The organism is Candidatus Poriferisocius sp., assembly GCF_965214065.1.
Lineage (GTDB): Bacteria > Actinomycetota > Acidimicrobiia > Acidimicrobiales > Bin134 > Poriferisocius.
Genome location: NZ_CBDCAT010000028.1, coordinates 761,570 through 780,755, shown reverse-complemented (window position 1 = coordinate 780,755; position 19,186 = coordinate 761,570). Strand labels below are relative to the sequence as shown.

Below are 19,186 nucleotides of genomic sequence, written 5' to 3'. Positions count from 1 at the left end.
TGAAATTGGCATATCAGCGCTGCCGCGGCCGGGCACCTCCCATCTGAACCCGATCCAGCCGGCCCTGGGTGCACAACAGACGCAACCGCTCTCGATCGGCTAGGCCGTAGCGGCGAACCGCCCAGGCCCCTGCCGCCACTCCAATCAACTCCAACGCGATCAGCAAGGCCGCAGGCTTGAAGTCGGGCAGGTCGCCGCCGTCCACCCGCACCCCCAGAACCGGCCACCAGAACAACTCGGTTCGCAGCCAGGCCCCATCCAGCACCAGGTACAAGAACAGCCCGATGGGCAATCCCAGCCACCGGCGCCGAACCAGGCGGCGTCCCCTGGTAACCAGCATCACCATCACCAGCACTACCAATGGGGCCAACAGGGTGTGCAGCGCCCAAGGGCCGTCGGCCAGAAGCTCGACCACCGGCAACACCGACCCGAGCATCACCATCCGATAGTCCAGCGCCGGACTGTCGAACACCAAGGCCACCAGCACGAAGCTGAGAGCCAAGAACCAGAAGAACACCGGGTCTTCCCGGTCAGGTCCGCACCAAGATGCGACCGCATTCCTCGCAGTAGCACACCTCGCCGGCCGGTGCGTGTCGGATCCGGTCCAACTCCATGGCCGACAACCCGAGGTGGCAGCCCTCGCAGGTGCCATTGCGGAGCCGGGCCACCGCCACGCCGCCCATTCGGTTCCTCAGATCCTCGTAGCTGGCCAGAGTCGCTGGGGCGATGTCGGCGGCCTCAGTTGAGCGGGCGGCGGTCTCCTGGTCGATCTCCGCCCGGACTACCGCCTCCGCCTCAGCCAATTGCTGTTGGGCGGCATCCACTTCGCCGTCGGCCGACTCAAGCTGGCCGGCCAGTGCCTCCACCCCGGCTTCGGTCTCCTCGATTTCCTCCATCAGCTCCAAGGCACTGCTTTCCATGTCGGAGCAGCGAGACCTCAATCCGTCTACCTCCTCTTGAAGGGTTAGAAGTTCCCGAGTGCCGGTTATCTCCCCCGAGTAAAGCCGGTCTTTCTCCCGCTTTACTCGTTCTTCCAAGGCAGTCAGCTCGTCCTCGTTGCGCTTGAGGTTGCGCTGAAGCTCCAGTCTCTGAACCTGCTTGGCCTCTCGCTGGTCGTGGACCTGTTGGCGAGACTGCTGGCGGGCCGCGAGCTCAGCCCGCTCGGGAAGGGTCTCGAAACGGTGGCGGAGCTGGTCGATCCGGGTGTCGCGGTCTTGGACCGACAGCAGGGGCAGGAAGTGATCGTCGCTCACAGTGCGATCCTAGTTATCAGGTTCCGGGATCAGGCACCGTGCCCGGATCAGGACCGTCAACGGACTCAGGTTCGACGCCGTCGTCTGTTGGGAGATCAGTACTAGTTTCCGTACCCAAGCAGGTGTCGGCGACGCCGTCATCGTTTGAGTCCAAGGGGAACTGACCTTCGAGACATTCCACCTCGATGGGCGAGGGGGTTCCGCAGTACAGCGGGATGGGCTCTCCGCCCTCCTCCGCGAACTCGCTGAACCCGCAGGGCTCGACTCCTTCGGTGACCAACAGGTCTATGCAGGCGTCGTGGGTGCCGTCGTCGTCGGTGTCCACCGGCACGATGATCGGCACGATCGCCTCCGGGTCTTCAGGCTCGGGCGGCGTCGCGCAGGGAGCGCCCACCGTGAACACGTCCTCCAGCTCTATCAATTCGCTGATCCGGAGCTCGCTGGAACAATTCGGGAAATCCACCACCTCAAGGCCCTCGTGGTAGCTGGTCATGAACCGGCCCCACGCCACCGCCGGATAGGAGCTGCCAGTCACATTGCGCATGGGGATCCGCTCGTTGGGGTTGCCCAGCCACACCGCGGTGGCCAGATGAGGGGTGAATCCCACAAACCAGGCATCGGCCGACTCCTCGGTAGTGCCGGTTTTGCCCGCAGCGGTCTGGAGCGGCAACTGAGCCCGTCTCCCGGTACCGTTGACCATGTTGTTCTCGAGCACGTCGGTGGCCCAACAGGTGGAGCGCTCCGACACCACTCGCTGGCCCGACAGCTCGTGGTCGTAGAGCACGTTGCCCTGGCGGTCAACGATCCGCTCGATGAAATAGGGCTCATAGCGGATACCGCCGGTGGCCATCACTCCGTAGGCCGACGCCATGTCGATGGGGTGGACTTCTTCAGAACCCAGCGGTAGTGATGCCACCGATTCCAGCTCGGTGGTGATGCCCATCTTTGATGCGGTGTCGATGACCGGCTCAATTCCCGCCACCCGGCCCAGCCGCAAGAACGCACAGTTGGAGGAGACCCTGATCTGATTCGTGATGGAGTCCACCTGTCCCGGCGAGCTGGCGAAGTTGTTGGCCACATAGGGGTCGGGGACGCCGCCGGGATTGGGAATCTGGCAAGGCCCCCGCCCGCTGATCCGGTCACTGGGCTGGTATCCCTGTTCGAACAGGGCCATCATCACAAACGTCTTGAACGCCGACCCCGGCTGGCGGGAGCCCTGGGTGGCCAGGTTGAACTCCTCTTGATCCTGGGCGAACCCCGGTCCCCCCACCACCGCTCGCACCGCCCCGGTATCGGGTTCGAGGGCGGCCAGGGCCATGGTGGCCTCTACGCCGCCGTGTTCTCCCTCGTTGTACTCAACCAGGGTGGCGGCTACCGCGTCCTCAGCCTGCCGCTGGGCGACGGGGTCGAAGGTGGTATAGATGCTGAGGCCGCCGTTGAATACCAGGTTGAAGCGATCCTCAGGACTCCCGCCCAGATACCGGGGGTCATCTAGGAGTTGCTGTTTCACTTCTTCCACGAAGTAGCTCCTGGGTGGTAGCTCGATCTCGTCAATCTCGGTGGGCAGCGGCTGGAGGTCGAACAGGTCGGCCTGCTCCTGCGTGATGTAGCCCAGCTCAGTCAGCCGGTTCAGCACAATGCGCCGCTGGCGCAGGGCCCCCAAGGGGTTGTAGATGGGGTCATAGCCACTGGGGTTGCTGATGAGCGCGGCCAACAGAGCAGCCTCCCCCCAACCCAGATCGGCGGCGTCCAGCCCCCAGTACACCTCGGCGGCAGCTTGCACGCCGTAGGCTCCCTGACCGAAATACACCGTGTTGAGATAAAGGTGGAGAATCTCGTCTTTGTCCATCTCCCGCTCCAGGCGCTTGGCCATGGACATCTCCTGGAGCTTGCGCTCAGCCTCGACCTTGTTGCCCACCACTAGGTTCTTGATGAGCTGTTGGGTGATGGTGGATCCACCCTGGGTGATGCCCCCGGCCCCGACGTTCTCGAGACCCGCCCGGAATACCGCGCTTAGGTCGATGCCGGTGTGCAGGTAGAAGTTCTCGTCCTCAATGGCGATCACCGAGTGCTTCACCTGCTCGGAGATGTCGTCAAGGTCGACCAGTCCCCGGTTCTCGACGTAGCTGAACACATCGATGATCCGGCGATCGGCGTCGTAGACGTAAGAGCGAATGGACAGCTCGTTCAGGCTCACGTTCTCGGTGAGATTCACTTCCACCGCAGTGGATTCCCAAGACTTCAGCACGTCGGCCGTCGGAGGCCATGCCACGAACAGGGTGGCGGCCAGGGCCAGCGCCAGCATGGGCATGAGCACAGCGAGCCGGAGCAGGTGGGACAGCCACCTCAGGAGGTCCTTCACCAGACCCCCAACGCTACCGGCCGGTCAGTCGACAGCGGGCGCGGACTGGAGGCCGCAATGCTGAGGGCACAAGCGGTGTCAGTAGGAACCGCCCAGCTTGGTGTGGTCCCAGCTGATGGTCTTCTCGGCCTTGACAACTACTGCGGTGCGCTTCAAGGCCATGCTCTCGGCCGCTTTCGACAGCATCTCCCGATCGACGTCGGGGTTGTTGCGATCCATCACCTCTAGGGCGTAGCGGTGGACCACGGAAGGGTCGGTGTGCAGCTCGGCGTGCCCGTTGATGGCTACGCCCCGGAGCTTGTCGTACTCAACACCGTCCTCCAGCAGCAGCGCGATGCGGTTGTCCCGCTCCAGGTTCTTGATCTTCTGCGACTTGGTGTAGGTCTCGAACACGATGTCGCCATCCACCACTGCGAACCACAGGGTGCTCAGATGAGGGGTGCCGTCCTGGTTGATGGTGGCCACCTGGAGGCTCTTCTGCTCCTCGATGAAGACCTCGAGTTCTTCAGGTGTGAGGCGGATCTTGTCGCGTCTTTTGGCCATGCGCTCAGCTTTCCACACGGAGTAAAGCGGCCGCTTTACCGTGGTCAGAAGAAATCGGGCTCCGCCAGCCACCACCACCAGGCTGCGACCGCCACCGAGCCGAAGATCAGGGCGACGATAAAGGCCCTCTTCATCAGCTTGTACAAGAACACCAGTGAGGCCACTACCGCAACGACCACTGCCGCTAGGGCCAGTTCAGGATTGGTCGTAGCGAACTCGATCAGCTCGTCGGGAATGCGGTCGCGCACATCGGCGGGCAAACAGTCGAGGGCGTGCTCGGGGAGCTTGTCGATCACCCCGTTACGCAGCTTTTGCAGCACATCGGGGTCGACGCAGTCCAGCCCGTCAGGCAGCCCAGTCGCCTGGCCCTGCAATTGCATCCCGACATTCTCCCCGACCAGCGGCCCGATTCCGCGCACCCCATTGTCGGAGGTCACAATTGAGCCATGGAAGGCCTGTTGATGATCTCCGCCGACTGCCACGCCAGTGCGCTGCCCGACACCTACCGGCAGTACCTGGACCCCGGCTTGGAAGATGCCTACGACCAATGGCTAGGCGACACCGAGAGCAAGAGGAGGCGAAAGGCCGAGCACACTGGGGCGGCGATCTACAGCGAACAGGCCCTAGAAGAGTTCGGCACGATCGAGGAGGTGGCCGCCGGTGGCCTTGGCGGAGGCTGGGACTCGGCCCGGCGGCTTCGAGAGCTCGAGGCCGACGGGACCGTCGCCGAGGTGCTGTATCCGGGCGCAGGTGACCCGTCGGTGACCCCTTTCGACGTGGGGCTGATGACCTACCAATACGAGCAGGACCCGGCCCTGTGGCTGGCCGGTTGCCGGACATACAACCGCTGGCTGGGCGACTTCTGCAATGACGCGCCTGGGCGGCGGGCCGGGGTGGGCCTTATCACGGTGGACGACATAGACACCACCGTGGCCGAGATCCGGCAGATGCGCGATCTGGGGCTTTTCGGGGGCGTGCTGCTGTGCAGCGGCACCGGCGACAACCCGCTGTACAACCACCCCCGCTATGAGCCGGTGTGGGCGGCCTGCGCGGATGAGGGGCTGCCGGTTCACACCCACTCGGGCTGGACCCCCAACTACGGAGACTTCACCGGCTCACTGGGCATCTTCCTCACCGAGATCAGCTGGTTCGCCCACCGCCCCTTCTGGCTGCTCATGTGGTCGGGGGCCTTCGAGCGCCACCCCGACCTGCGCATGGTGATGAACGAGCAGGGCTCAACTTGGGCACCGGCAACACTGGATGAGTTGGACCGCTTCTACGAGCTGCGCATGTTCGACCAGCTTCGCCGAGACCTGCCGCTCAAGCCCAGCGAATACTTCCGCCGCCAGGTGTACCTGGGAGCAGGCTTCACTGATCCCGAGGAAGTGGACGTGGTGGATCAGCTCGGTGCCGGACAACTGATGTGGGGCTCCGACTACCCCCATATTGAGGGAACATGGCCCCGCTCTCAGGAAATGCTGATAGAGCAGTTCGCCGGTCGGCCAGACAACGAGGTGGCCCAGTTGGTTGGGGGCAACGCCGCCGACCTCTACGGGTTCGACTCGGAAGCCCTTACTTCTCTCAGCGTAGATCTGAGAGCTTGACCAGCTCCGGCTCGATTCGCTCCACGTCACCCGTCGGCAGGAAGAACCGCCAGAAGATGCTGCCGGAGGGGCGTCCCTCGGTGTCCAGCCAGTTGTACACACCGGGGTCTTCGTGGGCGATGACCATCTTGAACGAGCCGTCGGCCTCAAGTGTGGTGTTGGCCCGGTTGCGGCTGGTGACGCGGTTGGCGTAGTCGTAGGTCTGGCCAGCCGCGTTCCACAGGCATACGTTGCCGAACTTGCACTCCGGCCAGCGCCCGGTCATCACCAGGGCCTCGTCGGGGCCGAGCACATAGCGACCCAGGGTGTAGTAGGCATCGAAGGCCGCGAAGCCCATGGTGCCGGGGGGCTGGGGGTCGGGCAGAACGTTGGGCTCGCGGCTAACCCACGTCGGCATGGGATAGGTGCCGGGGATGGGCTGCTGGAGGGTTTTGCCCAGTACATGGTTGTTGACCCGGTTGATGGCTGCGGCCACCGTCTCGTCGGTCCACAGCGTGGCCGGGCCCACCGGCGACAGGCACTCGATGGTGAGGGGAATGTGGAGCGACTCGTCGGCCGCGGCCGGCTTGGGCACTTCAAAGTAGTGGCGGGTGGTGATCCGACCCGCGTCGGGGGGCAGGTCCAGCCAGTTGCGGTCCCGGGGCTCACCGCCCAAGAACACCTCGTAATTGCCGTCGGAGTCCACGTCGATGTCGTCGTCGTTGAGCACTCCACCGGTGCCGGTGGCGTACTTGCCGTCGGCAGAGCCCAGTTCCACGGTAAACGAGGTGTAGACCGCTCCGGCCAGGTTTCCGGTGACCCGGTAGGCCAGGTCGCCGCTCACCGGGGCCTCGAAGTACACCGCATCGGCGTTGTCGCCGGTGAACTTGCGGGTAGGCGACACGATTCGGCGCCACACCGGGCGCTCGGGATCGAACTCGGCGTGGGAGAACAGAGCCGACTGGAGAATGTGCAGCACCAGGCGGTGGCTGTCGGCGATGTCCTGTTCACCGGACACCCCCCATTCCTCGCCGCAGAAGCGTTCGCTGACCTCTGACAGAGCGTCAACCATTTCGGCCCATGCCGCCTGAGTCTTGGTCTGATCAGCCATTTCCATCTCCCCCTTTGGTTTTGGCCGGACGTTACCGCAGGCGCTTCGCTACCCCACCATCCACCAAACTGTCATTCCCCGTCGGTATGGTCGCACCGTGAGTTCGACCCTCTTGGACACGGCATCGGACGCTGCCACGGGCACTGCCGTCGACGCAGTTCCCGAGGCGCCGCCCCGGCTACCGGTTCGCGTCATCCGCAGTCCCAGGCGTCGGAAGACGGCCGCAGCCAAGATTCTGCCCGACTGCATTGAGGTGCGGGTTCCCGCCGGAATGACCCCCGACGCCGAGGCCGAGATGGTGGCCAGCCTGGTAGTGCGCCTCGAGCGCAAGCGGGCAGCCGAGGCTGGCGGGGTGAACCTGGCCGAGCGGGCCGTCAAGCTGGCCTCACGTTATGGCCTCGCCCAACCCGAGTCGGTCACCTGGGCCGAGCAGAACGACCGCTGGGCGTCCTGCACCTCGGCCCGGGGCACCATCCGAGTCTCCACCCGCCTGGCCCGGGTGCCCAGCTGGGTGCTCGACGCCGTCATCGTCCACGAACTGGCCCACCTCAGCGAACCCAACCACAGCCCCGCCTTCTGGGAACTGGCCAACCGCTACCCCCGCCAAGAACGCGCCTCCGGCTTCCTCGAAGCCATGTCCGCCGGCCACTCCGACCCCTGCCACACGGTCTAATCGCAACAAGCCGACCTGGTCGGCGAGGGCTTGAGCCGCCGCTTCGATCACTGCTTGTCCACGCGGGTGGGGCAGACTGAGAATCAATGGGTGAGCGGATCTTCTATGCGGCCAGTGTGCATGACGAGGCCGAGATTGAAGCGGTGACAGAGGTGCTGCGGGGAGGGGCGGCCGCCCTGTGGCCGGGGCGCAACGTCACCGCATTCGAATGGGAGGTGGCCGAGCGTTTTGGCAAGCGACGCGGGTTGATGTGCAATTCGGGCTCATCGGCGCTGTATTTGGCAGTGGAGCTGGCCGACCTGCCGCCGGGCAGCGAGGTGATCACCGCGGCGGTGACCTTCTCCACCGATGTGGCCCCGCTGGTGCGAGCCGGACTGGTTCCGGTGTTCGCCGACGTGGATCCCGAGACCTACCAGATCGACGTCGATTCCATCGAGGCCCTGGTCAGCCCAGATACCAGGGCCATCTTGGCCCCCAACCTCATCGGCAACGCCCCCGACTGGGACGCCATTCGGGCCATTGCCGACCGCCACGGGCTGTTCGTCATCGAGGACAGCTGCGATGCCCTGGGGCCGGTGCTGCGGGGCTCCCCCACCGGCACCCGCAGCGACCTGACGGTCACCAGCTTCGCCTCCTCGCACATCATCACCTGCGCGGGCAACGGCGGCATGGTGCTGCTCGACGACGAGGACCTGCGGGACCGGGGTCTTTTGCTGCGCCGCTGGGGACGCCGCTCCGAGCTGCACTTCTATGGGTCCAAGCGCCAGGACCGGGACTTCTGGGAAGACCTCGATGGCATCCACTACGACAATCAGTTCATCTTCGACGAGCTGGCCTGGAATTTCGAGCCCTCCGAGATCGGCGCCGCCTTCGGCCGACAACAGCTCGACAAAGTTCCCCAGAACTTCGCCCGGCGCACCCGCAGCTTCGATCTCTACACCGATTTCTTCTCCGCCCAGGCCGACCGCTTCCGCCTCCCCCGACAGACCGAGGGCCTGGATACCGCTTGGCTGTGCTACCCGCTCACAATCGCACCCGACGCTGGTTTCGTGCGGGCCGATCTGCAAGCCCACCTCGACGGCAACGGTGTGGACACCCGCACAGTGTGGACTGGCAACGCCACCCGCCAGCCCTTCATGTCCGGCGTGGACTTTCGCCAGCCCGCCGGCGGGCTTCCCAATGCCGACGCCATCATGGAGCAGGGAGTAGTGCTCCCCATGAACCACTCACTAGACGACGAAGACATCGGCTATGTGATCAGCCTGATAGAAACCTTCTTGACCACTACCTAGCCCCCCACAAAGGAGAACCCCATGCGCGGCGCTGTTTTGCACACCAGTCCAGGCGAGCTGGTTGTCGAGAACCTGACCGTCGACAAGCCCAATCCCAACGAGGTGCTCATCAGCACCACCCACGCCGGGTTGTGCCACTCCGACCTGCACTTCATGGACGGGCATTGGCCGGTGGCGGAGTCGATGGTGATGGGCCACGAGTCGGCCGGGGTGGTGGCCGCGGTGGGCGAAGACGTGACCTACGTGAAGCCCGGCGACCACGTCATCACCTGCGTGTCGATGTGGTGCGGGGTGTGCCGCACGTGCCTCCAGGGCAAGCCCTACCTGTGCCTCGACGCCGACTCCATGCGCTCAGGCCGCCCATCCCCCTCGCTGAGGTTCGAAGACGGCCGGGGCTGCACCGCCTTCGCCGGGCTGGGATCGTTCGCCGAGGAACTGCTGGTGCACGAGCGGGCGGTGGTCAAGATCCGCGACGACATGCCGCTTGACCGGGCCGCCCTCATCGGCTGCGGCGTCACCACCGGGCTGGGCGCAGTCATGCGCACCGCGGCGGTTCCGGCCGGCTCCAGCGTGGTGGTGATCGGCTGCGGCGGCATCGGACTGTCAGCCGTCCAGGGAGCCCGCATCGTGGGCGCCACCCCCATAATCGCAGTGGACCTAGTGGCCTCCAAGCTGGAGATGGCCCGCACCCTGGGGGCCACCCATACCGTGAACGCCTCCGAGGTAGATGCGGTGGCCGCGGTCCACGAGATCACCGGCGGCGGCGCCGACTACTCGTTCGAGGCCATCGGTCTTACGGCCACCGCCGAGCAGGCTTGGGCCATGATCGGCATCGGCGGCACGGCCACGGTGATCGGGATGCTGCCCATGACCAGCCAGGTGACCATCCCCGGCGGGGAGATCATCTTGAGCGAGAAGAAGCTCCAGGGATCGCTCATGGGCGGCAACCGCTTCCGCCTGGACATGCCCAAGTTCATCGACTTGTACCTCGACGGACGGCTCAAGCTGGACGAGATGGTGTCGGCCACCATCGGCATCAGCGAGGTGAACGACGGATACGCCGCCATGAAGGCGGGTGAAACCCTGCGCTCGGTTATCGCTTTCTGAGCAACCAAAACCTGAAAGGAGCACAACATGGGACAACTAGACGACCGGGTGGCGGTGGTCACCGGCGGCGGCGACGGCATCGGCCATGGAATCAGCCGGCGGTTCGCGGCCGAAGGGGCCAAGCTTCTGGTCACCGACATCGACAACGAAGCTGCCGAGCGAGTGGCCGGCGAGCTGCGCGACGAATTCGGCGCCGATGCCCGGCCAATGCGGGTAGACGTGGCCGAAAAGGACGAGGTGCTGGCCATGGTGGACACTGCCATTGAGAACTGGGGCCACTTGGACGTACTCATCAACAATGCGTGGGGTGGAGGCGAGCTGTGCCGGGTGGAGGTCAAGACCGACCAGCTGATGAACGACGCCATGCACGTGGGCCTCTATGGCCCACTGTGGGCCATGCAGGCAGCCTTCCGTCCAATGCGGGATCAGCAATACGGCCGAATCGTGAACCTGTGCTCGCTCAACGGGGTGAACGCCCACATGGGCACACTCGAGTACAACTGCGCCAAGGAGGCGCTGCGGACACTGAGCCGCACCGCGGCCCGGGAGTGGGCCCCATACGGCATTGTGGTGAACGTGATCTGCCCGGGGGCCAAGACCGCGTCGGCCCGAAGGGTGGAGCAGATGATGCCCGATCTGATCCGCAACGCCGAGGCGGCCAATCCCATGGGCCGAATGGGCGATCCAGAGGGCGACATCGCCCCGGTGGCCCTGTTCTTGTCGACCGAGGACGCCCAATACCTCACCGGCAACACGCTGTACGTGGACGGCGGCAGCCACATCAACGGCGCCAACTGGGCCCCCGACATGCCAGAGACTGAGTAGCGCCGATGCCGCCGGCGTCGGACCGAGGCACCATGATCAGCAATGGAACCAGATGAACCGCTCGATGACTGGCAAGGTGGCCATCATCACTGGGGCTGGTCTGGGGTTGGGGCGGTCGTGTGCGCTGGCCTTGGCCGAAGACGGCGCCGACCTGGCCCTAGCGGCCCGTCGGGCCGAGCCGCTCGAGGCGCTGGCCGCTGAGGTGGCCGCGGCCACCGGACGGCGGGTGCTGGCCATACCCTCCGACATTGCCCACCACGACTCGGCCGCAGCCCTGGCCGATACCGCGGCCGCCGAGCTTGGCCGGGTGGATGCGGTGGTGAACGTGGCCACCGCCGGTGGCGCCCGCGCCGCGGTGGCCGACATCGACTGGGGCGACTACCGCTATTCCTTCGAGCTGAACGTAGTTGGCACCCTGGAGGTGAGCCGTCGCGCCGCTGAGCACATGAAGGCGGTCGGCGGGGGCTCGATCGTGCAGATCAGCACCCTCAGCACCCATTCGGTACCCGAGAAGATGGCCATCTACACCTCCACCAAGTCAGCCATGCACACCGCTTCGATGGTGATGGCCCGAGAGCTCGGCCCTCACAACATCAGGGTGAACATCGTCACCCCCGGCTACATCACCGGCGACAACTTGGATCGGCTGTGGCAGGGCATCGCCGGTCAGACCGGCAAGACCGCCGAGCAAGTCTCTGAACGCGCCGCCCGGAGCGCGGCCCTGCGGCGACATGTCGACCCCGAAGACATCGCCGAGGCAGTGCTGTTCTTGGCCTCTGAGCGGGGCCGAGGCGTGACTGGCCTCGAGATCCGGGTGGACGCCGGCCAGATGATCGGCTGAGTGAGTCAGCCCTGCTCGTCCCCCCGGGCCAAGACTTCGACCATGGTGTCAAACAGTGTGCCGATCTCGTGGTCGGTGATCACCAGGGGCGGGCATATGGCCAAGGCAGTTCCAACGGGCCGTAGCACCACGCCAGCTTCCAACAGCCGCATCCGAGCAGCCGCAGCGTCGTAACCCAACTCTGCGGCATACACCGCCCCGGTTCCCCGGTAGCTCTGGATGAGCCCGTCGGCTTGGAGCGCGGCAAGCCCCTCGGTGAGTTTCTTGGCCAAATGCGGCACTCGCTGAACCAGCTGCTCCTTTTCCATCAAGGCCAGGTTGGCCACCCCGGCGACCATGCACGTGGGGTGCCCGGCATAGGTGTAGCCGGTGCGCAGCAGAAAGCCGGGCTGCTCCAAAACGTCGCACACGCTTCGGCTGCAAATGACCCCGCCCACCGGCTGGTACCCCGAGGTAACCCCTTTGGCGAACGTCATCAGATCAGGGGTGACGCCGTAGTGCTGGGCCCCGAACCACTGACCGGTGCGGCCGAATCCGCAGATCACCTCGTCCATGATGAGCAGGGCTCCGTGCTGGTCGCACAGGCGCCGCAGTCCCTCCAAGTAGCCGTCTTGGGGTGGGAATACTCCCCCGGCACCCTGCATCGGCTCAGTGATGACAGCGGCCACCCGCCCCTCATTGGCGGCCATGGTTGTGCTCACAGCCTCGATGTCGTCACGGGGGACTTCTACGAAATGCGGCACCAGATCCCCCCAGCCCTCCCGGTTTCCAGCGATGCCCTGGGCCGAGGTTCCCCCGAAGTTCGTGCCGTGGTAGCCATCAGTGCGACGGATGATCACCTGGCGGTCGGGCTCGCCCCGGAGCCGGTGTACCGCCCGGGCGATCTTCAGCGCGGAGTCCACTGCCTCTGATCCCGAGCCGCAGAAGAATACCCGGCTGTCGGCCAGCGGCGACCGCTCGGCCACCATCGAGGCCAACTCCTCGGCCGGCTGGTTCGTGAACGGTGCGAACGTCTGGTAAGCGTCGAGCAGCCGCATCTGGTCGGCCACTGCATCGATTATCTCAGCGCGGCCGTGGCCGACTTGGCAATACCACAGGCTGGCCATGGCATCCAGATATCGCTTCCCCTGTTCATCCCACAGGGTGCATCCCTCGGCCCGCACGATGGTGATGAAATCGTCAGCGGAGGGTGGGGTAAATGAATGCAAGAGCTTGGTAGGCACCGCCGAATTCTATCCACCGCCAATTCACTTGCCGGCCGCCGGGGGTGGGATAGTCAGGGCATATGAAGCTGGGAATCGGAGTAGATCTTTGGAACCAGGCCAGGCTGGATACCTCGCTGGCCAAAGAGCAGTTGGCCAGGGTGCAGCTGGCCGAGCGGCTGGGATACGACTCGGTGTGGTCGGCAGAGATCTACGGGATTGATGCCATAACCCCGCTGGCCTGGATCGCGGCCCATACCCGCCACATCCGCCTCGGCACCGCGGTGTGCCAGGTGGCCGCCCGGCCGCCGGTGACCGCCGCCATGCAGTTCGGCACCCTGGAGGCGCTGGCCGGACCGGGCCGGGCCATCTGCGGGCTGGGTCTGTCGGGTCCCCAGATAGTGGAGGGGTGGTACGGCCAGCCCTGGGGCAAGCCCAATGCCCTGCTGCGCGACTACGTGTCCATCATCAAAAAGGTGTTCGCCCGGAAGGGCCCAGTTAGCCACGAAGGATCGCAGATCAGCCTGCCCTATAGCGGCGATGACGCACTGGGCATCGGCAAGCCGCTCAAGTCGATCCTTCACATGAACCCCGACATCCCGGTGTTCTTGGCCACCGGAGGGCCGGCCAACACTGCTCTGATGGCCGAGCTGGCCGACGGGTGGCTCCCCTTGGGCTACACCCCGGGCAGCGCCCACCTCTATACCGAGGCCATCGAGAAGGGGCTCGACCGGGCAGGTCGCACCTGGGACGACATCGAGATCCAGGCCGGGGCCCGGGTGTCGATCACCGACGACGTGCAGGGAACCATCGACGAGGCCAAGCCGCAGTTCGCCTTCTTGGTGGGGGGCTACGGGACCCGGGAGCACAACTTCCACCGCGACGCCATGGTGCGCCGGGGCTTCGGTGAGGCTGCCGAGCGCATCCAGGAGCTGTTCATGGCCGGGCGGCGGGATGAGGCGGTGGCCGAAGTGCCCGACGACTACATCGACGACGGAGCGCTGATCGGATCCCGCCAGCGCATCAAGGAGCGCTTCGCCCGCTGGTACGACACCAAGGCCACCGGCCTCACTATCAGAGCCGACACCGACGAGGAACTGGCCTATATCGCCGAGCTCGCCGAGGCGAAGCCCCGTTCTACTTGTTCTACTTAGCCGTCAGCCTGGCCGGAATGGGCAGGTGCGACATGCCACCGGGCAGCGGCGGGTAAGTCGCCCCTTCCACCGCCGACATCTCCGCCACCCGATCGCAAAGTACGTTGACCGCGCTGATGGCCTCGATACGGGCCAGAGTGGCCCCGGGGCATATATGGGGCCCGCCGCCGAACCCCAGGTGGTCGCGGGGGTCGTCGCGGTCTAAGCGAAACACGTCGGGGTCGTCATACACGGTTTCGTCCCGGTTGGCCGAGCCGATGCCAACCTCCACCCAGTCGCCAGCCTGCATCTCCACACCGTCAAGCTCGACCCTGCGGGTGCAACGGCGGGTGGTGGCCTGCACCGGGGCATCGTGGCGCAGCGACTCCTCCACCAGCGGAGCAACCAAGTCGCGCTCCGCGGCCACCCGCTCGAACAGATCCCGATCCCGCAGCAGCCGGTGGGCCAGGTGTACCAGCAGCGCCCGGGTGGTGTGGACCCCGGCCATGACCATGAACTGGAGCTGGGTGACGATCTCAGCGTCGCTCAGCGCAACCCCGTCGATCTCGGCATCCATTAGGCCGATGATCACGTCATGGGGACGCTCCTCACCGGCAGCCGCTGATGCTCGGCGTTCGGCCAGCGCTTCTCGGAAATAGTCCAAAATAGGCGGCCCCGATGGATTGATCCCCGGCGTTCCCGGGCGCTGCATGAGCGTGCCGTCGAAAGACCAGCCCATGAACTTGTCGCCCGCCTCGGAGGGCAAGCCCATTAGGTCGGCCAGGGTGGCACTGGGGATTGGCATCGCGTAGCCCGCGTGCAGGTCGCCCTCGCCGGCAGCCAGCATCGGGTCGAGCAGCTGGTGGCATGTGCGGGTGACGAATTCCTCGGTGTTGCGCAACCGGTGGGGGGCAAAGTTGGAGTTGTACAGCCGCCGGATACGGCCGTGGCGGGGCTCGGGAATCTCGCTCAAGAACAGCTCCTCGGGCGGAACTACCTCGGTGCCGGGCAGTCCGGCCATCGGGGCCAGATCGGCCACAAAGGTCTCCACCTCCTTGAGGGCGGTGTCGATGTGGCGGCGGGTCGAGAGATACCAACCGCCGGTCGGCGAGGGGCAGATGGGCTCCTGGGAGCGAATGCGGGCCAACGTGGGAAACGGGACTCCTTCGATCTCATGGGCCGGATCGCGGGCGTCGAACTCCATGGCCGCACGGTAGTGCGGGGATGCACCACTAGTCTCGGCCCGTGAACTATCCCCCCTACCTCTGCACGGGGACGCTGGGCCGGGTGCCATGGGATGACAAGGCCCGGGCCGCTTCAGCCGCCGGCTTTGCTCGGCTATCGATCTACGGGTGGGAGCACCGCAAGCTGTATGAGCGGGGATGGAACGATGCAGCCATCCGGGAACTGCTGGAGGATCTCAGCCTGAAGATCGCCGAGTACGACGGAGTGGCAATGACGATGCGGTCGCCAGAGGGCGCCGAGGACGCGGTGGCTGCGGCCGCGGCTCTAGGGGCCCGGTCCATTACGGTTCTCGAGCATTCCGACTGGCACCCGGGCGAGCACCGGGATCAAGCCGCGGCGACTTTGGCCGAAATCGCCGATCAGGCTGCTGAACACGGCATCTTGGCCTTGATCGAGCCCTTCTCCTGGTCGCCGTTGGACGATCACCGGGTGGCGGCTGAGATTGTCGAGCGGGCAGGCCGCCCAAACGCGGGGTTGCTGCTCGACACCTGGCACTTGTCGCGGGGACCGGAGCGAGGCCAGGTGGACTCGGCCATCGACCCAGCCATGATCAAAGCCATCCAAATCGGAGACACCGGGCCCGACCCCGTGGGCCAGCCAACCCCCGATGAGATTGCCTATGAGTGCGTTCACCATCGCCTGATGCCCGGTGAAGGCCACGGCAACATCGCCGGTTTGCTGGCTGATCTGGACGATCGCGGCGTCGACGCACCTATCGCAGTCGAGGTGTTCTCGGACGAGCTCAATGCGCTGGAAACCCATGTGGCGGCCCGCCAATCAATGGAGTGCTTCGCTAGATTGGCCTTGTGAGCACTGAAGGCATCCCCCAAGAAGTTGACGACGCTATCGACTCCCTCTTGGCTGAACACGATCCCACCACAATGTCGGTGGAGGAGTTCCGCGGCTACCAGTACGACTACGGACTGGCCTGGGTGCATTTTCCTGCCGGCTTCGGCGGTCTCGGCTTGGCTCCTCGCTACCAGCGACATATCGAAGGGCGGCTGCGAGGCGCGGGAGCGGGGCCGGCCGACCCTGGCGCCTTCTTCTTCGCCCTAGCCGGGCCCACCGTGGTTACCCACGGAACCGATGAGCAGAAGCGCCGGTTCCTGCGGCCCATGTTCACCGGCGAGGAGCGCTGGTGCCAGCTCTTCTCTGAGCCGGGCGCGGGCAGTGACTTCGCCGGGTTGGCCACTCGGGCGGTGCGCGACGGCGAGGTCTGGGCCGTTGACGGCCAGAAGGTCTGGAACACCCTCGCCCACCTCGCGGATCGGGGCATGCTGGTGGCCCGCAGCGACCCCGACGCCCCCAAGCACAAGGGAATGACCTATTTCGCACTGGACATGCACGCCGAGGGGGTGGAGGTGCGCCCGCTGCGCCAGATCACCGGTGAGGCCGAGTTCAACGAGGTGTATATGACTGGCGTGCGGGTGCCCGACGCCGACCGCATCGGCGATGAGGGTGAGGGGTGGCGGGTGGCTCTCACCACACTGATGAACGAGCGCACCGTGATCGGGGGCGGAGGCTCTCCCAAGCAGGGATCGGGCAGCATCGCCGAATTGGTGCGGGTGTGGGCCGGGCTGCCCGACGAGCAACGCACATCAGCCCGCCAAGACCGGGTAATGCAGTTGTGGAGCCAGGCCGAGACGCTGCGGCTCACCAACATGCGGGCCTCGCAGAACCGCCGGGCCGGCAACCCTGGTCCCGAGGGCTCGGTGGCCAAGGCCATCCACTCCGAGCTGAACAAGGCGATCTTCGAAGAGTGTGTGAACCTCCAAGGGCCAGCGGGCTCGGTGGACTTCGACTACACCTTCCGCCGTCCAGACATGGCGTCGGATTCCGGGGCCGAGAACGGGATCGGCCATGCTTTCTTGCGGACTAGGGCCAACTCCATCGAGGGCGGCACCACCGAGATCATGCGCAACATCCTGGGCGAGCAGATCCTCGGCCTCCCCGGCGAACCCCGGGTGGACAAAGCCATCCCCTGGAACGAGGTCCCCCGCAACTAACTGAGCGCCTGAAACCAACTAGACGCGGGTTTCAGCCCGGCGGTGTTCAAGCCAGCCGATCACCGCTTCGGCCACCGCTTCGGGCTGCTCGGGCAAAAGGGCGTGGCCGGCATCGGGGATGACCACTACCTCCACCCGATCGCCAACGGCCTCGACTAGGGCATCGGCATTGGCGGGCACGGCTAGCTGGTCGTCGGCGGGCTGCACGGCCAGCATGGGGGCGGTGCCTCCGGCCCACCAATCGCTTACCGGGGTGTTCACGGTGGCCTGTTCTTGATGACGGGCCAGCGACCCGTGCCAGCCGTCGGCCCAAACGCTGGGGTCGTTCCCCGGGGCGAAAAACGCACGGGCCACCGCGTCGAGGCGGGCTTCGGGCGGGTTGCGGGTGTCGAAGATGGTCCGCATCGCCACGCCCATCTCCTCGGTGACCGGGATGAAGCCACCGCACGCCAGCAGCACCAGGCTCTCCACCAGCTCCGGATGGTTGGTGGCGGTCATGCGAGCGATCCGGTTGCCGTAGGCGTGGCCCACAACCACCGCGGGGCCGTCGCCGATTTCGGTGATCACCGCGGCCACATCAGCGGCCAGCGTCGACAGGGTCTCCTGCCGGTCGGGCGCCGCGCTGGCCCCCAGACCCCGGGGCTCGGGACAGGCCACCCGGTATCCGGCGGCGGCCACGTCAGTGGCCAGTCGGTCGAAGTCTCCCGCGCCTCGGCCCATCGACGGCAGCATCACCACCAGCGGACCCTCGCCGCAGATGTAAGCCTGGATCGGTCCGCCGTCGGTGGGAACCATCGTGATCTGGGGGCGATCCTGGGGCATGGCCAAGTACTGTACTTCTGCGCCAGACCGCATCGATATAGGTACCCTTAATGCCTCATGGCCCCCATCACCCCGGAACCTCTGCTGTCGGTGCAGAACCTCTCCAAATCCTTCGGCGGGGCCAGCGTGATCGAAGATTGCAGCCTTGAAGTGGCCAAAGGGGAGATGCTGGCCCTGCTGGGGCCAAGCGGGTGTGGGAAGACCACGCTTCTTCGGATCATCGCGGGGCTAGAACAAGCAGACCACGGAGAAATCCACATTGCTGGCAGCCTGGTTGATGGCAATGGAACCTCAGTGAGGCCAGAAGACCGCAACGTCGGCATGGTGTTCCAAGACTGGGCGCTGTTCCCCCATCTGGATGTGGCCGGCAACGTGGGCTACGGGGTTCCCCGCCGTCAGCGGCCAGTGGAGGTGGCCAAGACCCTGGAGCTGGTGAACCTGCCGGAAATGCAGGACCGTATCCCCGACACCCTCTCTGGCGGCCAGCAGCAGCGGGTGGCACTAGCCCGGGCGCTGGCCCCCAAGCCCACGGTTCTGCTTCTTGACGAGCCGTTCTCCAACCTGGACTCCGCCCTGCGGCGCGACATTCGGACCGAGGTGCGCCAACTTCTGCGGGACACTGCCATGACCGCGGTGTTCGTCACCCACGACCGGGAGGAAGCACTGGTCTTGGGTGACCGGGTGGCGGTCATGGACGCGGGCCGCATCATGCAGACTGGATCGCCGGCCGAGATCTACCAGAACCCGGCCACCCCGTGGGTGGCTGCCTTTGTGGGTGCGGTGTCCATGTATCCCGGTGTGGCCACCGGGGAGGTTGCCGAGACCGATTTCGGCCCCGTGCCATTGCTCAAGCCCGCCCATGGATCAGTCGAAGTGGTGGTGAGGCCCGAAGCCGTGACCCTTCGCGCCGGCGACGGCGACGACGAGCACACCGTCGAGCACTTCGAGTACCGGGGACCGGATGCCATGGTAACCGTGGCCAATGCCGTCGGCGTCCGCCTTCGTGCCCTAGCTCGCGGATTGACGAGCTTTGCTCCCGGTGACCGGGTCTCCCCTGCTTATACCGGGCCACCCGCGGTCGCCTTTGAAACCCCTGAATCCAACTGACGGTTGGTAGCCGACGCACCGAACAGGTTGCGGTAGCCAGCCAGAAGGCGTAAAGCAAGCTTTACCTCTAGCTCTACCTGT

19 protein-coding genes are annotated in these 19,186 nt (G+C 65.6%); 10 read left to right on the top strand and 9 right to left on the bottom strand.

Annotated features, from left to right (window positions below):
- Nucleotides 1–13 precede the first annotated feature (13 nt).
- The 5 genes from ACOOGG_RS15015 to ACOOGG_RS14995 form a co-directional block, all read right to left on the bottom strand.
- Complete coding sequence (locus tag ACOOGG_RS15015) at nucleotides 14–517, bottom strand: hypothetical protein (RefSeq protein ID WP_420436458.1); 504 nt, start codon at nucleotides 515–517, stop codon at nucleotides 14–16.
- A 13-nt stretch (nucleotides 518–530) separates the two neighbouring features.
- Complete coding sequence (locus ACOOGG_RS15010; protein ID WP_420436456.1) at nucleotides 531–1,253, bottom strand: zinc ribbon domain-containing protein; 723 nt, start codon at nucleotides 1,251–1,253, stop codon at nucleotides 531–533.
- A 16-nt stretch (nucleotides 1,254–1,269) separates the two neighbouring features.
- Nucleotides 1,270–3,615, bottom strand: coding sequence for a transglycosylase domain-containing protein (locus ACOOGG_RS15005; RefSeq protein ID WP_420436454.1), 2,346 nt, complete (start codon nucleotides 3,613–3,615; stop codon nucleotides 1,270–1,272).
- A gap of 78 nt (nucleotides 3,616–3,693) precedes the next feature.
- Nucleotides 3,694–4,158 carry a pyridoxamine 5'-phosphate oxidase family protein gene (locus tag ACOOGG_RS15000; protein ID WP_420436452.1) on the bottom strand — a complete coding sequence of 155 codons (465 nt, stop codon included), beginning with the start codon at nucleotides 4,156–4,158 and terminating at the stop codon, nucleotides 3,694–3,696.
- Nucleotides 4,159–4,202: 44 nt separating this feature from the next.
- On the bottom strand, nucleotides 4,203–4,538 hold the full coding sequence (locus tag ACOOGG_RS14995; RefSeq protein ID WP_420436450.1) for a hypothetical protein: 336 nt from the start codon (nucleotides 4,536–4,538) through the stop codon (nucleotides 4,203–4,205).
- A gap of 66 nt (nucleotides 4,539–4,604) precedes the next feature.
- Here ACOOGG_RS14995 and ACOOGG_RS14990 point away from each other — a divergent pair, with 66 nt between their 5' ends.
- Complete coding sequence (locus ACOOGG_RS14990; protein ID WP_420436448.1) at nucleotides 4,605–5,762, top strand: amidohydrolase family protein; 1,158 nt, start codon at nucleotides 4,605–4,607, stop codon at nucleotides 5,760–5,762.
- On the opposite strand, the gene ACOOGG_RS14985 is transcribed toward ACOOGG_RS14990, so the two are convergent.
- Entirely contained in the window at nucleotides 5,740–6,852 is a 1,113-nt protein-coding gene (locus ACOOGG_RS14985) for a DUF1214 domain-containing protein (RefSeq protein WP_420436446.1), read from the bottom strand. The two genes, ACOOGG_RS14990 and ACOOGG_RS14985, sit on opposite strands and share 23 nt — an antisense overlap.
- Nucleotides 6,853–6,949: 97 nt before the next feature.
- Here ACOOGG_RS14985 and ACOOGG_RS14980 point away from each other — a divergent pair, with 97 nt between their 5' ends.
- From ACOOGG_RS14980 to ACOOGG_RS14960, 5 genes are all read left to right on the top strand, one after another.
- Complete coding sequence (locus ACOOGG_RS14980) at nucleotides 6,950–7,525, top strand: M48 family metallopeptidase (protein WP_420436444.1); 576 nt, start codon at nucleotides 6,950–6,952, stop codon at nucleotides 7,523–7,525.
- 86 nt (nucleotides 7,526–7,611) lie between these two features.
- Entirely contained in the window at nucleotides 7,612–8,817 is a 1,206-nt protein-coding gene (locus ACOOGG_RS14975; protein ID WP_420436442.1) for a DegT/DnrJ/EryC1/StrS family aminotransferase, read from the top strand.
- 21 nt (nucleotides 8,818–8,838) lie between these two features.
- Nucleotides 8,839–9,924 (top strand): Zn-dependent alcohol dehydrogenase, encoded by a 1,086-nt coding sequence (locus tag ACOOGG_RS14970; protein WP_420436440.1) that lies wholly within the window; start codon nucleotides 8,839–8,841, stop codon nucleotides 9,922–9,924.
- 27 nt (nucleotides 9,925–9,951) lie between these two features.
- On the top strand, nucleotides 9,952–10,749 hold the full coding sequence (locus ACOOGG_RS14965) for an SDR family NAD(P)-dependent oxidoreductase (RefSeq protein WP_420436438.1): 798 nt from the start codon (nucleotides 9,952–9,954) through the stop codon (nucleotides 10,747–10,749).
- A 52-nt stretch (nucleotides 10,750–10,801) separates the two neighbouring features.
- On the top strand, nucleotides 10,802–11,590 hold the full coding sequence (locus ACOOGG_RS14960; protein ID WP_420436436.1) for an SDR family oxidoreductase: 789 nt from the start codon (nucleotides 10,802–10,804) through the stop codon (nucleotides 11,588–11,590).
- A gap of 5 nt (nucleotides 11,591–11,595) precedes the next feature.
- On the opposite strand, the gene ACOOGG_RS14955 is transcribed toward ACOOGG_RS14960, so the two are convergent.
- Nucleotides 11,596–12,813, bottom strand: a complete 1,218-nt coding sequence (locus tag ACOOGG_RS14955) for an aspartate aminotransferase family protein (RefSeq protein ID WP_420436434.1) — start codon at nucleotides 12,811–12,813, stop codon at nucleotides 11,596–11,598.
- Between the two features lie 62 nt (nucleotides 12,814–12,875).
- Between ACOOGG_RS14955 and ACOOGG_RS14950 the strand changes: the two genes are divergently transcribed.
- Nucleotides 12,876–13,946, top strand: coding sequence for an LLM class F420-dependent oxidoreductase (locus ACOOGG_RS14950; protein WP_420436432.1), 1,071 nt, complete (start codon nucleotides 12,876–12,878; stop codon nucleotides 13,944–13,946).
- Here ACOOGG_RS14950 and ACOOGG_RS14945 read toward each other — a convergent pair.
- Entirely contained in the window at nucleotides 13,939–15,129 is a 1,191-nt protein-coding gene (locus ACOOGG_RS14945) for a cytochrome P450 (RefSeq protein WP_420436430.1), read from the bottom strand. The two genes, ACOOGG_RS14950 and ACOOGG_RS14945, sit on opposite strands and share 8 nt — an antisense overlap.
- A gap of 41 nt (nucleotides 15,130–15,170) precedes the next feature.
- Here ACOOGG_RS14945 and ACOOGG_RS14940 point away from each other — a divergent pair, with 41 nt between their 5' ends.
- Together ACOOGG_RS14940 and ACOOGG_RS14935 are read left to right on the top strand one after the other, a co-directional pair.
- A complete protein-coding gene (locus ACOOGG_RS14940; RefSeq protein WP_420436428.1) occupies nucleotides 15,171–15,980 on the top strand; it encodes a sugar phosphate isomerase/epimerase family protein in 810 nt (269 codons plus the stop codon).
- Entirely contained in the window at nucleotides 15,977–17,176 is a 1,200-nt protein-coding gene (locus tag ACOOGG_RS14935) for an acyl-CoA dehydrogenase family protein (protein WP_420436426.1), read from the top strand. The genes ACOOGG_RS14940 and ACOOGG_RS14935 overlap by 4 nt, the downstream gene beginning before the upstream one ends.
- Before the next feature lie 18 nt (nucleotides 17,177–17,194).
- Here ACOOGG_RS14935 and ACOOGG_RS14930 read toward each other — a convergent pair whose 3' ends face one another.
- A complete protein-coding gene (locus tag ACOOGG_RS14930; protein ID WP_420436424.1) occupies nucleotides 17,195–17,998 on the bottom strand; it encodes an alpha/beta fold hydrolase in 804 nt (267 codons plus the stop codon).
- A 57-nt stretch (nucleotides 17,999–18,055) separates the two neighbouring features.
- Here ACOOGG_RS14930 and ACOOGG_RS14925 point away from each other — a divergent pair, with 57 nt between their 5' ends.
- Nucleotides 18,056–19,105 (top strand): ABC transporter ATP-binding protein, encoded by a 1,050-nt coding sequence (locus ACOOGG_RS14925; protein ID WP_420436422.1) that lies wholly within the window; start codon nucleotides 18,056–18,058, stop codon nucleotides 19,103–19,105.
- The last annotated feature ends 81 nt before the right edge of the window (nucleotides 19,106–19,186 follow it).